At 54.3% G+C, this 15,328-nt stretch carries 12 protein-coding genes; 4 read left to right on the top strand and 8 right to left on the bottom strand.

Annotated features, from left to right (window positions below; all coding sequences use genetic code 11):
- Positions 1-69: 69 nt before the first annotated feature.
- Positions 70-867, bottom strand: a complete 798-nt coding sequence (locus tag ACGYLY_RS18730; RefSeq protein ID WP_395284281.1) for an alpha/beta fold hydrolase — start codon at positions 865-867, stop codon at positions 70-72.
- Between the two features lie 272 nt (positions 868-1,139).
- Between ACGYLY_RS18730 and ACGYLY_RS18725 the strand changes: the two genes are divergently transcribed.
- Both ACGYLY_RS18725 and ACGYLY_RS18720 read left to right on the top strand, forming a co-directional pair.
- The gene (locus ACGYLY_RS18725) at positions 1,140-1,943 is read left to right on the top strand and encodes a helix-turn-helix transcriptional regulator (RefSeq protein WP_395284282.1); all 804 of its coding nucleotides are present in this window, start codon (positions 1,140-1,142) and stop codon (positions 1,941-1,943) included.
- 162 nt (positions 1,944-2,105) lie between these two features.
- Positions 2,106-3,185 (top strand): methyltransferase domain-containing protein, encoded by a 1,080-nt coding sequence (locus ACGYLY_RS18720; protein WP_395284283.1) that lies wholly within the window; start codon positions 2,106-2,108, stop codon positions 3,183-3,185.
- Between the two features lie 78 nt (positions 3,186-3,263).
- Here ACGYLY_RS18720 and ACGYLY_RS18715 read toward each other — a convergent pair whose 3' ends face one another.
- The 4 genes from ACGYLY_RS18715 to ACGYLY_RS18700 all read right to left on the bottom strand — a co-directional run bounded on the left by ACGYLY_RS18715 (position 3,264) and on the right by ACGYLY_RS18700 (position 8,427).
- Positions 3,264-4,619 (bottom strand): FAD-dependent oxidoreductase, encoded by a 1,356-nt coding sequence (locus ACGYLY_RS18715; RefSeq protein WP_395284284.1) that lies wholly within the window; start codon positions 4,617-4,619, stop codon positions 3,264-3,266.
- Between the two features lie 262 nt (positions 4,620-4,881).
- On the bottom strand, positions 4,882-5,832 hold the full coding sequence (locus ACGYLY_RS18710) for an ArsR family transcriptional regulator (protein WP_395284285.1): 951 nt from the start codon (positions 5,830-5,832) through the stop codon (positions 4,882-4,884).
- Between the two features lie 185 nt (positions 5,833-6,017).
- Complete coding sequence (locus tag ACGYLY_RS18705; RefSeq protein ID WP_395284920.1) at positions 6,018-7,451, bottom strand: FAD-binding oxidoreductase; 1,434 nt, start codon at positions 7,449-7,451, stop codon at positions 6,018-6,020.
- Between the two features lie 151 nt (positions 7,452-7,602).
- The gene (locus tag ACGYLY_RS18700; RefSeq protein WP_395284286.1) at positions 7,603-8,427 is read right to left on the bottom strand and encodes a helix-turn-helix transcriptional regulator; all 825 of its coding nucleotides are present in this window, start codon (positions 8,425-8,427) and stop codon (positions 7,603-7,605) included.
- A 1,180-nt stretch (positions 8,428-9,607) separates the two neighbouring features.
- Here ACGYLY_RS18700 and ACGYLY_RS18695 point away from each other — a divergent pair.
- Positions 9,608-10,807: an epoxide hydrolase family protein gene (locus ACGYLY_RS18695; protein WP_395284287.1), complete on the top strand. Its 1,200-nt coding sequence runs from the start codon at positions 9,608-9,610 to the stop codon at positions 10,805-10,807.
- 181 nt (positions 10,808-10,988) lie between these two features.
- Here the strand turns inward: ACGYLY_RS18695 and ACGYLY_RS18690 are convergent, their stop codons facing one another.
- The 3 genes from ACGYLY_RS18690 to ACGYLY_RS18680 all read right to left on the bottom strand — a co-directional run bounded on the left by ACGYLY_RS18690 (position 10,989) and on the right by ACGYLY_RS18680 (position 14,629).
- Positions 10,989-11,873, bottom strand: a complete 885-nt coding sequence (locus ACGYLY_RS18690; protein ID WP_395284288.1) for an FRG domain-containing protein — start codon at positions 11,871-11,873, stop codon at positions 10,989-10,991.
- Positions 11,874-12,068: 195 nt separating this feature from the next.
- Positions 12,069-13,907, bottom strand: coding sequence for an L-aspartate oxidase (locus tag ACGYLY_RS18685; protein WP_395284289.1), 1,839 nt, complete (start codon positions 13,905-13,907; stop codon positions 12,069-12,071).
- A gap of 116 nt (positions 13,908-14,023) precedes the next feature.
- Positions 14,024-14,629, bottom strand: coding sequence for a helix-turn-helix domain-containing protein (locus tag ACGYLY_RS18680; protein ID WP_395284290.1), 606 nt, complete (start codon positions 14,627-14,629; stop codon positions 14,024-14,026).
- Between the two features lie 454 nt (positions 14,630-15,083).
- Between ACGYLY_RS18680 and ACGYLY_RS18675 the strand changes: the two genes are divergently transcribed.
- A complete protein-coding gene (locus ACGYLY_RS18675) occupies positions 15,084-15,302 on the top strand; it encodes an alpha/beta fold hydrolase (RefSeq protein WP_395284291.1) in 219 nt (72 codons plus the stop codon).
- Positions 15,303-15,328 lie beyond the last annotated feature (26 nt).

The following is a 15,328-nucleotide window of genomic DNA, read 5'->3' as shown; positions in this document are numbered from 1 at the left end:
AGCTCGGTAGTCTCGAAGACATGACCGAATCTATAGAATCAGGCATCGAAGATCTCACCAAAGCAGTTTTCAGATCGAGCCGAGAAACTCACTCAGGACTCGATTGAAACGTTCGGGTTCCTCAACGGTTATACAGTGCCCACTCTGTTCGAAAAGTTCGAATCGAGCATCCGGAATGAGTTCAGTTGTGTATTCAACATTGGCGACGCCCCGCCATTTCTCGTCCGCCCCGGCACAAACGAGGGTCGGGACATCGATCTCGGAAAGCACGTCTCGGTAATCGCACATCAGGTCGAGAAGCATTGCGCCCTGAACCGACGGTGGAGTTCGGGTTCCCTCGTCGAACATCATATTCCGAAGTTCCTTCGAAGGGGGCTCTTTGAGCAATGCCTCTATCGATTCTTCGGTCAGTTCCAGTGGGTTCGTTTGCATCCTCCCAAGGGTCTCTCGCATTCCGTCTAGAGTGTACGTCCCGAATTCGTAATCCTCCTGCTGGTATGTCGAAGGTTCCATATCGATATCGACCAGTGCACGTACCCATTCAGTGCCGAACTGATCGACATACTCCCATGAGACGAGGACGCCCATTGACCACCCGACGATCACGACATCCGTCAGATCAAGCTGTTTGAGAAAAACCCGAAGATCGCGGGCATGCTGCGATAGCGTGTGGCCAATCTCTGTCTTCTCCGATCTCCCGTGTCCTCGGAAATCGAGCGCCACCGTATGAAAATCCTCGCTGAGACCGGCCAACTGAGGTTCGAAATACCGGAGGCCAGCAAACGCCCCATGGAGAAACAGGATCGTCGGTCCCTCACCCCGCTCCTCGTAGTACAGATCAGCTCCATTGCACTGGACGACCGGCATGACCTGCTAGAGGCCTCTTACAGGTAAGTAGACACCGGATACTATCGGCTCGCGGAGATACATCATCGGTGACCGATTTGCGCCCTGTAACTAGCACGACCACCGAGTTCGAAATCAATTGAGGAGTGTTCCCAAATCGGGTTTTATTTTATTTATCACGAGAATGAAAATATTATCTTAAATTTGATCATTAGAGAAATGATTTGAGACTGATTTCGTGGCGATGGCGAACTGCACGACAAGCGTTTTGTGTGGTAGGTCGTAGCACGAGTATGAACGCGCCGATCGACGACATCGAGTTTCTCGCACGTTCGGACCATCGCGTCGGGGTGCTGGACGCGCTGGCCGAATGCCCCTGCGACCGAACCGACCTGCGCTCCGCGACGAGTGCGTCCTCGCCGACGATGGGGCGGATCCTCTCCGACTTCGAAGACCGACGATGGGTCGTCCGAACCGGCAGGACGTACGAGCTGACGCGACTCGGTGAGTTCGTCGCCGATCGATTCTCGAACCTCCGCGACGCGATGGCAACGGAGCGGAAACTGCGCGACGTTCTCCCGTGGCTTCCACGCGAGATGGAAGGGTTCTCCGTCGGTCTGTTTACCGATCCAGTGGTTTCCTATCCCGGACCGGGGTATCCATACGAACCCGTCGAACGGGTCACCCAACTCATCGAGGGAACCGACGAGATGCGCGGGTTCGGGACGACCATCGTGAAATCGAGCAATCTGGAAGCAGCGTGTCAGGCTATCATCGAAGGGATGGAGTTCGAGTTCATCTACACGCCGGGCGTCCTGGAGACGATCGTAGCTTGGAATCCCGCGAGAGTAACCGAGGCGGCGGCCTGCGATAACTGCACCTCGCTCGTGCACGGATCTCTCCCGGATAGCGAGTGGTGCGGGCTCGGCATTTACGACGACCGCGTGGGCATCTGTTGTCACGACGCCGAAACGGGGATGCTCCAAGCTGTCGTCGACACCGATTCGTCCGAGGCACTCAAATGGGCTGAATCGGTCTACGAGCAATATCGGAACGAAGCGCGACTACTCGATGAAACCGATCTCCTCGTCGCCTGACCTACTACGAGAAGCCGACGTCAGAACCGATGGCCGATTTCACGCCGTGAAATATTTTCACTAGGAATTTACATTCTTGTTCCCCTCGTAGCGATTTCTGCGGCAATACGGAACAGATCGGATCAACACCAAGAGTGAAAATCAATCCAACGGAAAATAGAGATGTCTATCAACGACGAACCGACCATCGATGAGGAACAGTTGAACGAACTAATCGGGACAGCCGTGAACGACCTTGGAGCGACGTTCCACACCGCGCTGGCCGACATCGGCGACAAATTCGGGCTCTATGCAACGCTGGCCGACGAAGGGCCGCTGAACGCAGCGGACCTGGCCGATCACACCGATACGCACGAACGCTACATCCACGAGTGGCTACGCACACAAGCCGCCGGTGGGTACGTGACGTACGATCCCGAGACGGACCGCTACAGTCTCTCACCCGAGCAGACACTCGTACTAGCCGACGAAAACAGTCCAGCGTTCATGCTCGGAGGTTTCCAGGGAACCAACACCATCATCGCGGACGTCAAAGACGAAATCGAGGCAGCCTTCCGCACCGGCGACGGGGTCGGGTGGCACGAGCATCATCCGGAGTTGTTCACTGCCACGGAACGCTTCTACAAACCCAGCTACGCGACCAGTCTGGTGAGCGAGTGGATCCCCGCTCTCGACGGTGTGGACGCGACGCTCCAAGACGGTGCGCGCGTCGCCGACGTCGGGTGTGGCCACGGGGCATCGACGATCATCATGGCTGAGGCGTATCCCGATTCGACGTTCGTTGGAATCGACTACCACGAAGACTCGATCGAAGTGGCGCACGAGCGAGCCACCGAGGCGGGCGTCGCCGATCGGGTCAGGTTTGAAGCGACGACGGCCAAGAAGTACGACGGAGGCGGATACGACCTGGTGACGACGTTCGACTGCTTCCACGACATGGGGGATCCAGTCGGCGTCGCCGCGCACGTCAACGAGACGCTCGCCGACAACGGCACGTGGATGCTGGTCGAACCGTTCGCCAACGATCGGGTCGAGGACAACCTGAACCCAGTGGGTCGGGTGTTTTACGGTTTCTCGACGATGTTCTGTACACCCAACTCGATTGACCAAGGAGCGGATCCGGCGTTGGGGGCACAGGCTGGCGAGGCGCGTCTGCGCGAAGTTATCACCGCGGGGGGCTTCGATCACTTCCGGCGAGCCACGGAGACGCCGTTCAACTTGATACTTGAAGCCAAGCCCTAACGATGACACGGAAAAAATGGCGGATAAATACGGGCAGTTCGATCGGTGAGGCCAACAGAAGCGGCTAAACGCGCCCGTTCATCCTCTGATCGGTTTGAACACGCGCCACAGTACAGTCGGGTGCAGTAGTGAGGTGGGTGGCTGTTGCATGGAGAGGACGCGATTGAATGCATCCGTCAGCCTGCCATCAGTGTGTGCGTTGCGAAACAGACGTGCCAGATACCAGTTGAAAAAGGTAGTACCGCGTGGCTTGGTACCGTCCGTTTCAGGATAGCTAAAATCGGCACCGGTCGCCATCATCCATGCCGTATCGACTATCGTTCCGGCACGGTTGAAAAATCGTGGCGCGATTCCCTCGCGGGCACCCTTCACAAGCGTATGGTGAAGTTCGAGGGACTCAAGCGCAGCTACCGACATCCCCTGTCCGTAGATCGGATTAAAGCTCGCAATCGCATCGCCAACGACGAGAAGGCCATTCGGAAACCGATCGAGATCCTCATATCGATATCGACGATTGGCGGAAAAAGGATAATGGCTGATATCTCCATCAACCAGTTGATATTCTTCTAGAAGCTGTTTTATTTCGGGAGTTGGGAGACTCGCCGCGAAGTCTACAAAGCCCCCCGTATCCGTCGGAGGATGATCTCCGTGAACACCATGCAAATTCATCAACCAGCGACCACCCTCGACGGGGGCTGCGAGACCACCACGGGTACGAGGTGCCTCTGCCAGTATACCGATCGTCCGGTGATCGCCGGCTGGTCGTTCAACGAAAGTAGTGCTGTATGCCACGTTGATACACAGCTCGTCGAGAGCAGGAGACCGGTACCCGTGCTTCTCTAACCAAACTGGTGTTCGACTCGTCCGGCCGGTGGCATCCACAACCAACTCCGCAGTGAGTTCTTCCCGCTTACCGCCACGGGTTCGAATCGATACGCCTTCTATTGTATTAGATGTGTCATCAACGAGATAATCTATGAACTGGCAGTTGTCCCGTATTTCGATATCGTTCAGGTTGGAAACCCTCCGTCGAACGAGGTGTTCGTACAGTGGCCGAGTGGCCGAGTATAGCGAAAAATCGTCCATGCCAGGGGCGAGAAACGCTCCCCGACTATAGTTTCGAAAATCACTACGGCCATCGATCAACACCCCACCCGCCGCCAGTAACTCATCGCTGTAGCCAGGGAATAAGTCCTCCAATGTGGAGCGCCCAGCCTCCCAGAGGATATGTGGTTGAGATCCCTGTGGTACACTCTGGCGCACGACTGGTTCGTCGGGCAGGGAATCTCGTTCGATAACTGTGACCTCTCCGAATCCATCCATAAGAACACGAGCAGCACAGAGACCGGCCATGCTCGCTCCGAGCACGATTGCCCGATCGGTCCGCGTCGAAACGGCGGCGCTGTCGTACTGTGAGACGGTTGCTAACGTCATGGAAATAGTACTCCCTGCAGGTACCGACGAATTCTCCTTGCAGTCGATTTGGTTCGATTTCGGATTGTCATCGTGATCCGTTTGCGTCTACCTCGTTGAAGGGAATAATTGTAATCAGTATGAAATTACTGTAACTTCATTGTCTGTACGTATATGCTGTAGGTATTCTAACAACTGACGGGGACCGAGCACGGCACCCATGATGGTCTATGGACATATAGGGAAAGTCCCGCGGACCGGGTGACCTGTGAGATTTCGTGAGTCACCGATAAGCACGGCTATTTGTACTATCAATGACCGTACCAGTCTCATCGAGCACAACGAGTAGTTCATCGTTCCCAGATGGTACGATGATTTGGAGTCGTACTGGATCAGTAGAGAGAAGTTCCTCACGCCATTCGAGACTCCGCTTGATCGCTTCCCAAGAACTCGGATCATGTTCGACACCGTGATCGTAATAGAACGAGACGAGGGCAGGACAGTGATGTACCGGTGCCCAACTCGGACTCCGCCAAGCAAATTTACAGGAATTGCAGATAAACTCGAGAATTCCTTGATAGTAGAACCCACACCCACCGCAGAATCCATCGCTCGCGTCGTGACCCTCACAGACCGTGAGTGATGCATCGACCCCACCGCTACATTCGGGACAGACACCGTCACTCATCGCTCCGAATCGGTGGATCGAATATGCGATAGTGGCACCAAATATCTGACCGGGGGTGCGGTTTCGGAGTCCTTCGGGGGGAATGCTGAATCCGAGGATTCCTCCTTCTTTCTGGGGCCAATACCCAGTGCATTCTGTGCATTGTGCCCAGATCGTTCCATCTTCGTAGACTATCTCGATTGAGCTATTACAACGCCCACAGGTTGCATCTATGACAGTCGGTTCTAATATCGGATTCCGAATGGTTACTCCGGCAATGACTGACTGTACGATATCGAATCCAGGTGCAGCAAGCTTGTAACCGCTGTCAGTTTGTTGAATGAAATTTCCTGTCAATTTTCCCAGATGGTAATTGAAATTTCCAGTATCGTTAATCCCGACTTGGTCATAGAGATCGGAGAATGGAACCGCATTATCTGCTGCGTATGGGGTGTAGTTCTCCCACAATGCCTGTAGAATACCGATTCGAGTTGCGTTTCCCAAAAGTGTAAACGCATCGTCTGGAGTTAGGGTAGTGTCATCTTCGCGGTCTCCATCACTTGTCATGATTTGACATAGCACGCCTAATGACGTAAGCTCAACTCTCCTGTCGCGATCCCGAATCGGGCAACACGTCCTATACGTCGCGACGCCTTCAAATGAACTGTACCGCTTGTATAAGCTACTACGATGAGTACGAGCACACCGAAACCGAACTATGTACTCACGGTATGACATCGCTGTCGACAGTACTAGGAGCCCTTCGGAGCAGTTGATGGCTTGATGTTTTGATTCAAATGGAATACGTTCTCAGGGTCCCATTCAGATTTGACTGTGGCTAACCGATCGTAGAAATCAGCACCGTAGGCCGCACGAACGCGATCATGGTTTTCGTCCCTGCTGATGAAATTGACATATACGCCACCGGTTGAGTATGGGGTCATGGCATCGAACAGGTCCCGTGTCCACTGAACGTGGCGATCTTCGTTCTCGGTATCGTGCCACCGGGATTGAATATTGAGTACCCACATCGCATCTCGATGCGGATACGCCGTCGCGTCGGGAGGGGTCCGTGCAACGGCACCACCGAGTGAGAGCATTCCGATAGCTGATTCGGGCGAGGTCATTCGCGATGCGTACTCACAGAGGGTATCGATAGCGTCACCATCTAAATCGGCCAAGTAATGCGACTTCCAATAGTTGCGCGCTCCCGGTCCGGATGTCGCATCGAACATGGACTGGAACGCGACGTACGGCTTCGGATCGACCGCGTCTGCGATGGGGCTGTTGATGCTACGCAAAGGGGCAAGTGCAGCTTCCCCCTCGTCGAGACTACCTGCATAGATCATCGCGACTACTAGCACCATCTCACCATGAACATCCTCCGGAAGAAACGGTGCAGGCGGTGCGTGTCTGAGCACCGGGAGACACGCCACTTCGTCAGGTGCGTTTCGAATGAATGATGCCACTTTACGCAAGACAGTTGGTGCATCGTCAAATGACCACACGACTGGGCCTGCCAGTACGGTCGGACCCAGTTCATGCAACTCGAATTCGAACGAAGTAACGACACCGAAGTTACCGCCACCACCGCGGAGTGCCCAAAATAATTCCGGATGCTCGTTCTCACTTGCCTGGACGAACTCCCCGTTCGCAGTCACGATGTCGATCGATCGAAGGTTGTCGACCGTCAATCCATGTTTCCGCGAGAGGTAGCCGATACCTCCTCCAAGCGTCAAGCCAGCTACGCCGGTAGTCGATACGAACCCGGCTGGTGTTGCAAGGCCGTGTGCTTGAGCTTCAACATCGAAATCGTGGAGGATGGCACCGGGTTCGACCCGTGCAGTCTTCTCGTCCGGATCGACGTGTACTGATTTCATCTGCGAGAGATCGAGCATCAGTCCTTGATCACAGACGGCGTTGCCTGCAACGTTATGTCCACCGCCTTTGATCGCGAGTTCGAGTTCGTGTTTTCGGGCAAAGTTGACCGCAGCCATCACATCCGCGGTGCCTAATGGTCGAACAATTATAGCAGGGTGACGGTCGATCATCGTATTCCAAATCTCGCGTGCTTCATCGTATCCGTCTTCTCCAGGGAGAAGTACGGTACCACGGATTTGCTGGCCAAGTTCGGTCCTTTCTTCTTCTGATACTGTGTTACCGGATGGGGGAGTTGTCACGCTGATTCACCTTCTCATTGATCTACTCAGGTGAAACAAATGTAAATACCTAGTGAAATATTTCATCTCGTGAAAGCAGCCACGTCGAAGGACGCCCGTTACAGTCGCCGACTGAACGTTTAAATCAAGGGGACGACAGTATGCGTGGAAAGATCCCTCAAACGGTAAGTTCCGGCGGAAAGAGTGTGGCTTCCTCTTCAGCACCGATCGATCGAGCATCAACGCGGTGTCGTTCAAAAACGGAGATGGCCCACTTGCGGGCTTCGGGGCTATCAGTGTCGACAACGGCTTCGAGCATACCTGTCTCAGCGTCGTGACAACAGATACCGATTCTATCGTCGAAAATACCGAGCCCACACCGGTTTTCATCCGGGAGATCGTCGTGTAGGAGAATACTGCAATTTTCACACGCAGCAGCTTCGGCGACCGCTTCTGGATTCCACCGAATCGTCGCTTCAAGAACCTCGGTTGAGTAGATGTACTCATAGTCCATCCCATTCACGACAGAATGACAGACAGTTTCGTTGTTGATCGACTTGAAGACGGTCGTCCCAAATCCACGCATCGCAGTGGTCTCTTCGATGAGTTGACTAACACGTTCTACCGGCTCGTATGGGTAACCGGAACCGGGATACGAGACGACTGCATCAGCAAACAGTTCGACGGAGAACTCCTCCATCTCACGCGGAAGCCACCGCCAGACGTCACGGAGTTTACGCTCCGTTGTCATCGCATCACAAAGGTCCGAGAACCGTATAGCCACAAACTCACCAAGCAAAGTCAGTTCGTACTCTTGGCTATTCCGGACGATCCACTGACGGTCTTCGAAATCGGATAGTATCCGGCCCATAGTTGGTGAGGAGGCACCTGTCGTCGAACGGAGCTCGTTCCGGTCACAGGGACACTCGGCTAGCGCATCAAGTACCGCTATGCGGTGTCCCGAACGAGCGAGAAATTCGATGTCATCGAGCGAAGAGTCCATGGTAGTGAAACACACACATCAATAATAGGTTATCCGGTTTGTAGTATATAATAGTGAATAAATGGCGACAATATTAATCCCGTTTGGAACAGTACAAACCTGAATTAAAGGACAGCTCGCCTCTTCGTGGACAACTCACCAGAGGCGACGGCAAGACATATTTCCGACTTCTCGGTGAGAGGATATGCTCGCTCGTGGTAGCGCATTCGCGCATTCGACAGGAGACCTCTTACCGATCCACCGGCTGGTCGGCCATGACGACGAAATATTCGCATCAGTGACCAATCGCAACATTGTGCGCCGGACGATGAAATTCGTGGCGAAACTCATGCTCGTCGCGAATCAAGACGAGTGGAAACCGTATATATGTCACGTCAGCGAGCATCTCGAGGATAAGAAGCGCCCTTGACAAGACTATCGGTTGAAATCGGTCACAGCCGAGGACGCCGCTCCAATGGCGCGAACACTGGACACCACGGTCGAGGTGCCGAAAGACATCACAGACACTGAAGGCGTCACGCTGTCGTAACGTCCTCCCACGGACGGGTGTGACACCATCGCTTCACACTGCCCGCTGAGATGAGGAACGGAGCAAATTGCGTCCGTTCTGATTCGAAATTATCACTCGGTTACTATGGGGTGTAACGAATCCGTCTTTCCTCCTCACGAATTACTCGCGGGTCTCCATGCGAACGCTCAGCCGATCCTCGGAATAACGTGTCTCGTATGCCGCTGACGAGATAGGTGAGACCGAAGAACAAGGCGGATTGAGTGGCTTGCTAGGCCACCTGACTGTTCCCATACCCGTGTATACTATCCCGTTGCCGGCAGAGAACATGATTTGCAAATCGTGTCCCGATTCGAATCACCGGCTGTGTCATAATACAGTTGAAATTTAATTTTCACCCACATCTATTGCCCTGTCCGACGTAGTACTTTCGTGGGAGAGGTGAAGTCAGATAGCTGAAAAACGGGTACTGTCATACCACATCAACCATATTACGATTCCCAAGGGCCACCCCTCCAATTCGCAGTGGCATCGACCTGGCCAAACGTCGCCTCACCCCAAGCAAAGAACGTGACGGAGATTCGGCGGTGATTAGGAAAACCGACGTTCGGCCGAAGCCGACATGGTCCACTCCTTTTCCCGTCGCATCTCCCGACCCGAGGAGTAAGACCCATGTCAACTGTAACAGAAATCGAACCGTTCAGCATCGACGTTCCCGAAGAGTCACTTGACGACCTCCGCCAACGTATCGCTGCTACGCGATGGCCCGACGTGGAAGTGGTCAGGGACCAATCTCAAGGCGTTCAGCTTGAGACGATGCAGGAACTCGCACGCTATTGGGAGACAGAGTACGATTGGCGCAAATGCGAGGATAAACTGAACGACCTCCCGCAATTCAAGACCGAGATCGACGGGCTCGATATTCATTTCATTCACGTTCGTTCAGAACACGAGGATGCGCTGCCGCTCGTCGTCACGCATGGATGGCCAGGCTCAATTATTGAGCAGCTAAAGATCATCGATCCACTTACCAATCCCACGGAACACGGCGCTAGTGCATCGGACGCGTTCGACGTCGTGATTCCATCGTTGCCGGGGTACGGGTTTTCAGACAAGCCGACCGAAACCGGCTGGGATCCTGGTCGCATCGCGCGTGCCTGGGTTGAGCTGATGAAACGACTGGGATACGAGCAGTTCGTGGCGCAAGGCGGCGATTGGGGGGCGGCTATCTGCGATGTGATGGCGATGCAGGAACCGCCGGAATTACTCGGCATTCACTCCAATATGCCGTCTACTGTTCCACCCGACGTGTCGAAGGCGCTTGTGCGCGGCGATCCGGCACCCTCCGACCTCTCAGATGACGAACGCCGGGCGTACGAGCGGCTGAACGAGTTCTTTACGAAGGACATAGGCTATGCAATCGAGATGGGGACGCGTCCACAGACGCTCTACGGACTGTCGGATTCGCCCGTCGACCTGGCAGCGTGGATGCTCGACCACGACATTCGCAGTTACGAGCGAATCGCAGGCCTCTTCAACGGCCAACCGTTCGGCGCCATCACTCGAGACGACATCCTCGACAACATCACGCTCTACTGGCTGACGAACACGGGAGTTTCTTCGGCTCGTCTCTATTGGGATACTCTGTACGAAGGAGAGGGACGCTTCTTTGATGCTGTCGACGTCTCCATCCCGGCTGCCGTGAGCATCTTCCCTGACGAAATTCATCCAGCCCCGCGGAGCTGGACGGAGCAGGCGTATCACGACCTCATCCATTACAATAGACTCGACGAAGGCGGGCATTTTGCGGCCTGGGAAGTGCCAGAGGTATTCGTGTCCGAGGTCCAAGCAGCATTCAGACCACTTCGCTAATTAGAGGGAACGGCGGGCACATGTTGTGCCCGTTTCCTTTGCCAAATACGACACCATCAATGCCACGAACGAGTGACTTCACCGAATATCGAGACAGACGAACACCGGTCGAGGAGGCGCTAAACTAGACAGGTACAAAACACGAGAAGTACCGTGCAAACGATGAGCTTCAGAGCACCGACTACAAGGTGCTCTTCCCAGTGGGTCTATAATATTCAGTTAGCCACATGGCTAAGCCATCCAGACCAGGAAAGAGCGTCCGGTCATTAATGTTTGCGCGGTCAAGTTTGTCACGGAACTCCTGTTTTCGTTCGGCAGGGATCACGATTCTCCTGAAGAATTCTGGATGAGTTTCGAGCCATTCATCCATGGGTTGTCGCGGATCAGTTGGAAACCATCCCGCGAGAACTCCGGACTGGTTCGCTATTCGTTGGTCGATTGGTGGCGGCTCGAAAAACCAAACGTATGGCTCGGAGTGGTGATCAGTCATCTCCATATACAGCTCGAAAAGTTCGAAGAGATCCAGCGATCCCGCCCGGATGCGACCGTTGTGTTCACTCTCGTGAGATTCCTGAAGAAGTTGGTTAGTCCCCGATTCAGCGAGGTCAACATCGAATATCTCGGTGCCTGCCTGCTCGAGCACTGTTCGGTAGACATTCGGAATTAGTTGGTGAGCTGCTGCGTAATCGACGACGAGTATTTCACCGTCAACATCGCGAGCACCGCCGGTCGCGAAGAACGTTGCCACCATCGGTGAATACGTCCAGTCGAGCAACTGTGTCGGCAGCCCGTGGTGCTGCGCGAGTGACCAAAGATGGTAGAAGGATTCTGGCTCATCGATGTACTGTTGGGCATATTTGTTGAAGTTGCGCAGAAGCCGAAGCTCGAGATCCCACTGACCAGAGTCGCCCACGAACCGCTGGAGCGACGTCGTGAGTGTGTACTCCCGGCTCGAGTGACCGCGGAACACGTTTGACGAGCGATGACGATTGATATCTTCGTCCCACGAATCTCGGTACAGAAGTCGTTGGAGTGTTTTCCAATCCTCGGCTCGTTCGACCGTCACGCTTTCTCGGGTCATAGTACTGAGACGGTCCCTATCAGGTTATACTGAAGGGAATTTCCGATTTCGTCGTAGATACTCTTCCACCCGATGTTCTGCAGTATCTGAATCCGACCGTATTCTCTTCCAAGCGGTTACCGCCATCAACCCCGTACGGCAACGGCTGTTGATTTCCACCACAACAAACGTAGTCAGCTGCTACTCGAGTTGATGATAGTCCAATTCGTAACCTGCATCGAGCGCTCGACGGACCGCTTCTGAAGGCTTTCCCGGAGTCACCGTGTCGATCATCATACCGTTCTCAGTCCGTCTGTAAGTGATGTTCTTGCACCAAGCCTCTTTTTTCTCCGGATAGTCCGCTCGGAAGTGAGCACCGCGCGATTCGGTGCGCTCACGGGCACCCCTGATAACCATCTCGGCAACAGTCAGCGAGAACCCAAGGTCGATCGCGTACTCAAACGAACGGCTGGTCCGCCCGCCGACGATGAGGTCGTTCACCATCTCGCTCAGCGCTTCGAGATACTCGAGACCCTCGGCCGTATCTTCTTCGGTTCGGATGATGCCCGCAGTCTCTTCCACGACATCACCGAGCGCCTGAAGAACCTCTCGGGGGTCCTCGCTCCCTTTGCCGCTGAGTGATTCGAGAGCTCGGAAGTGTTTGTCGGCTACGCGTTGCTGTGACTCCGGCAGTGTTGGGGTACCAATGTACGATTCACTCGCAAGATGATCTCCAACGACCGTTCCCAGTACAACGGTTTCCGCGAGCGAGTTGCCCCCAAGGCGGTTCGCTCCGTGGATCCCCGCAATGGTCTCGCCGACGGCATACAAATTCTCGACGGAGGTCGCGCCAGTCTCGAAGTCGACTTCGACCCCACCCATCGAGTAGTGAGCTGTTGGCGCGACTTCTACCGGTGTGTCTGCCATGTCGACGTCTAGCTCTGCAAAGCGCTCGTACATCCGGGGCAGTCGTTCCTGGAGAAATTCCCGGTCTTTGTGGGAAATATCGAGGTAGACGCCACCATTTTCGGTGCCTCTGCCTTCGCGGATCTCTTGAGCGATCGCTCGAGCCACCACGTCACGAGCGTCGAGTTCCATCTGGTCTGGCGAGTATTTTTCCATGAACCGTTCGCCCTCGCCGTTGAATAGCCGTCCGCCTTCGCCACGAACTGCTTCGGTGACGAGCCGACCGTCCCAATCTTCGCCGTAACGATCTCCGATCATACCGGTTGGATGGAACTGGACGAATTCGATATCCATCAAGCGCGCACCGGCATCGTACGCGAGCGCTGCGCCGTCGCCGTTGTTCTCGTCGGCACGCGAAGAGTGGCGGTTGTAGAGCCCCGAATAGCCACCTGCTGCAAGGACAACCGCGTGCGCCTCGAATCGGAGAAAGTGACCATCGTCCATGTCGTAGCCGACGGCACCATAGACGCGCTCACCATCCGAGAGGAGCTTCGTGATCATCACGTTCTCCCGGTAGGGGATTTCCAGTTCCTGGGCTTTCGAGACCAGTGTCTCAAGCATGGCCTCGCCAGTCCGGTCACCGACGAAACACGTCCGACGGAACGACTGGGCACCGAAATATCGTTGTTCGATCTCCCCGTCCTCAGTTCGGTTGAACGACATTCCCCACTCGTCGAGTTCTCGAATCCGATCGGGCATTGCGCTCGTGATTGTTTCGACGCCGTCTGGGTCGTTGATGAAATGACCTTCTTTCAGCGTATCCGCGGCATGTATCTGCCAATCGTCTTCGGGGTCACGGTTCCCGAGGGCAGCGTTGATTCCACCGGCAGCCAACGTCGTGTGAGCATCGCCATGGTCCCGCTTTCCAACTACTAACGGTACCACGTTGTGCTTGGCCAATTCGATGGCAGTCCTAGCACCTGCCGCCCCAGCTCCGATAATCAGCACCGGAGTAGAGACGCATTCGTAGTCGAGAGCAGTGCTTGTCTGTGAGCGAGCTTCACTCGGTTGATGGTTCAGAACAGTTGAATCCGTGGGATGAGACGGACTCGACTGTTGGTCGGTAGATTCCATCGTTATCTGTTAGTAGATGATGTAGAATCATGAGGTAGTTACCTCACTATGACGGGCCTATTCTGAGACCAACACCAGCTGACGTAAGTTGAAACCGACGGTGATTTCTCCTGAGATCACTGGAACTCGATTCCGGTAAGGAGTTCACGTTCCGCCTTGCGAAGGTGTTCGAGAAACGTAGTTCGTGAAACTCCAAACTCATCCGCAAGCTCTTGTGCGGTAATGCCTCGTGGATATTCGTAGTAACCACGCGCCCGTGCTAGTTGAAAGGCTTCTCGCTGCCGAGGTGACAGTCCGTCGCTTGGGAGGTCTTGTAGCCCACTTGGAGTGTGAGTAGTGGTGAATCGTTCAATATTGAGATCAGCGTCGTAAGATTCCTCTATATCTTCAAGTGCTTGATATACCGTGTTTCGGTCGGAGATCGTGAGAAGAGATCGACGCTCTCGACCATCTTCATGCTGTGATGGACCATAGTGCATGAATCCTCGGTCGGTGAAGGCATCCCGCATACCAGGAACTGGATCAAATTCAACTAAAATATCCTGCGTGATAGGGCCGAAGGCCCTAGAATCAGGGGAAGTCGACGGCGATAAAACAATCACGTCCTTGGTCAGGTCCGTTTTGTCGATCGCTTCAATGAGTTGCTCCACGGCGTCCCGTGAGTCGCCATACGCACGATACAGCCTAAATCGGTCGGCAAATTCACCGTTCTGTAGTGTCATCTCATATCCCAGTAAACCTGCATCGACCCCCTTCGTGGCATGAAGGGTCCAGCAGTCTGGGTGCCATATATCAACAGACAAATATATGAGCTCTGTACCTGCCGGCGTCATATGATGAGTATCGAGTCATAGAGACTAACTCTTATCGCATGGTCCAGAACGGTACGCTGGACGCCGATGCTTGAGTAAGCAACTAGCTTGCCCCCTCGTATCGAAAACAACTGTCTAAGCCCGAGTATTCGGCTTGTGCGCTGTTCTGTGCTGTCTCGGCAGCAGCACGAGTTGCGGATAAGTTGTTTACATTTATATCTCTGTGTGAGAAAACAGTGGATTGGTGACTGCGTAGTAACACCGAAATCGTAAATTCGAGTATGGCGTGTCGTATCGGTGAAATGCAAACGAAGAGCAGTTTTGCCATCGTCGAAGAGAGCCGCCAACCCGAGAGGGGTGAAGGATGACAACCTTTGTTCTCATCCATGGTGCATGGCTGACTCCCCTCTGTTGGGAACGTTTTGAAGAATACCTCACCGACCGCAACCACACCATCTTAGCGCCGGCATGGCCAAGTCACGACCGCTCTGTCGAGAAAATACGAGACGACCCTGCACCGATCGACGGCCTCAGTCTCAGGCAAATCGTTGACCACTACGCTCGTCTCCATGGCAACGAGTAACATCCTAGATTTCTATAAAGATTTCT

The organism is Haladaptatus sp. CMAA 1909 (genome assembly GCF_043952005.1).
Lineage (GTDB): Archaea > Halobacteriota > Halobacteria > Halobacteriales > Haladaptataceae > Haladaptatus.
Note: the sequence above shows the minus strand (reverse complement) of the source record. Positions and strands in the feature narration are given on the sequence as shown.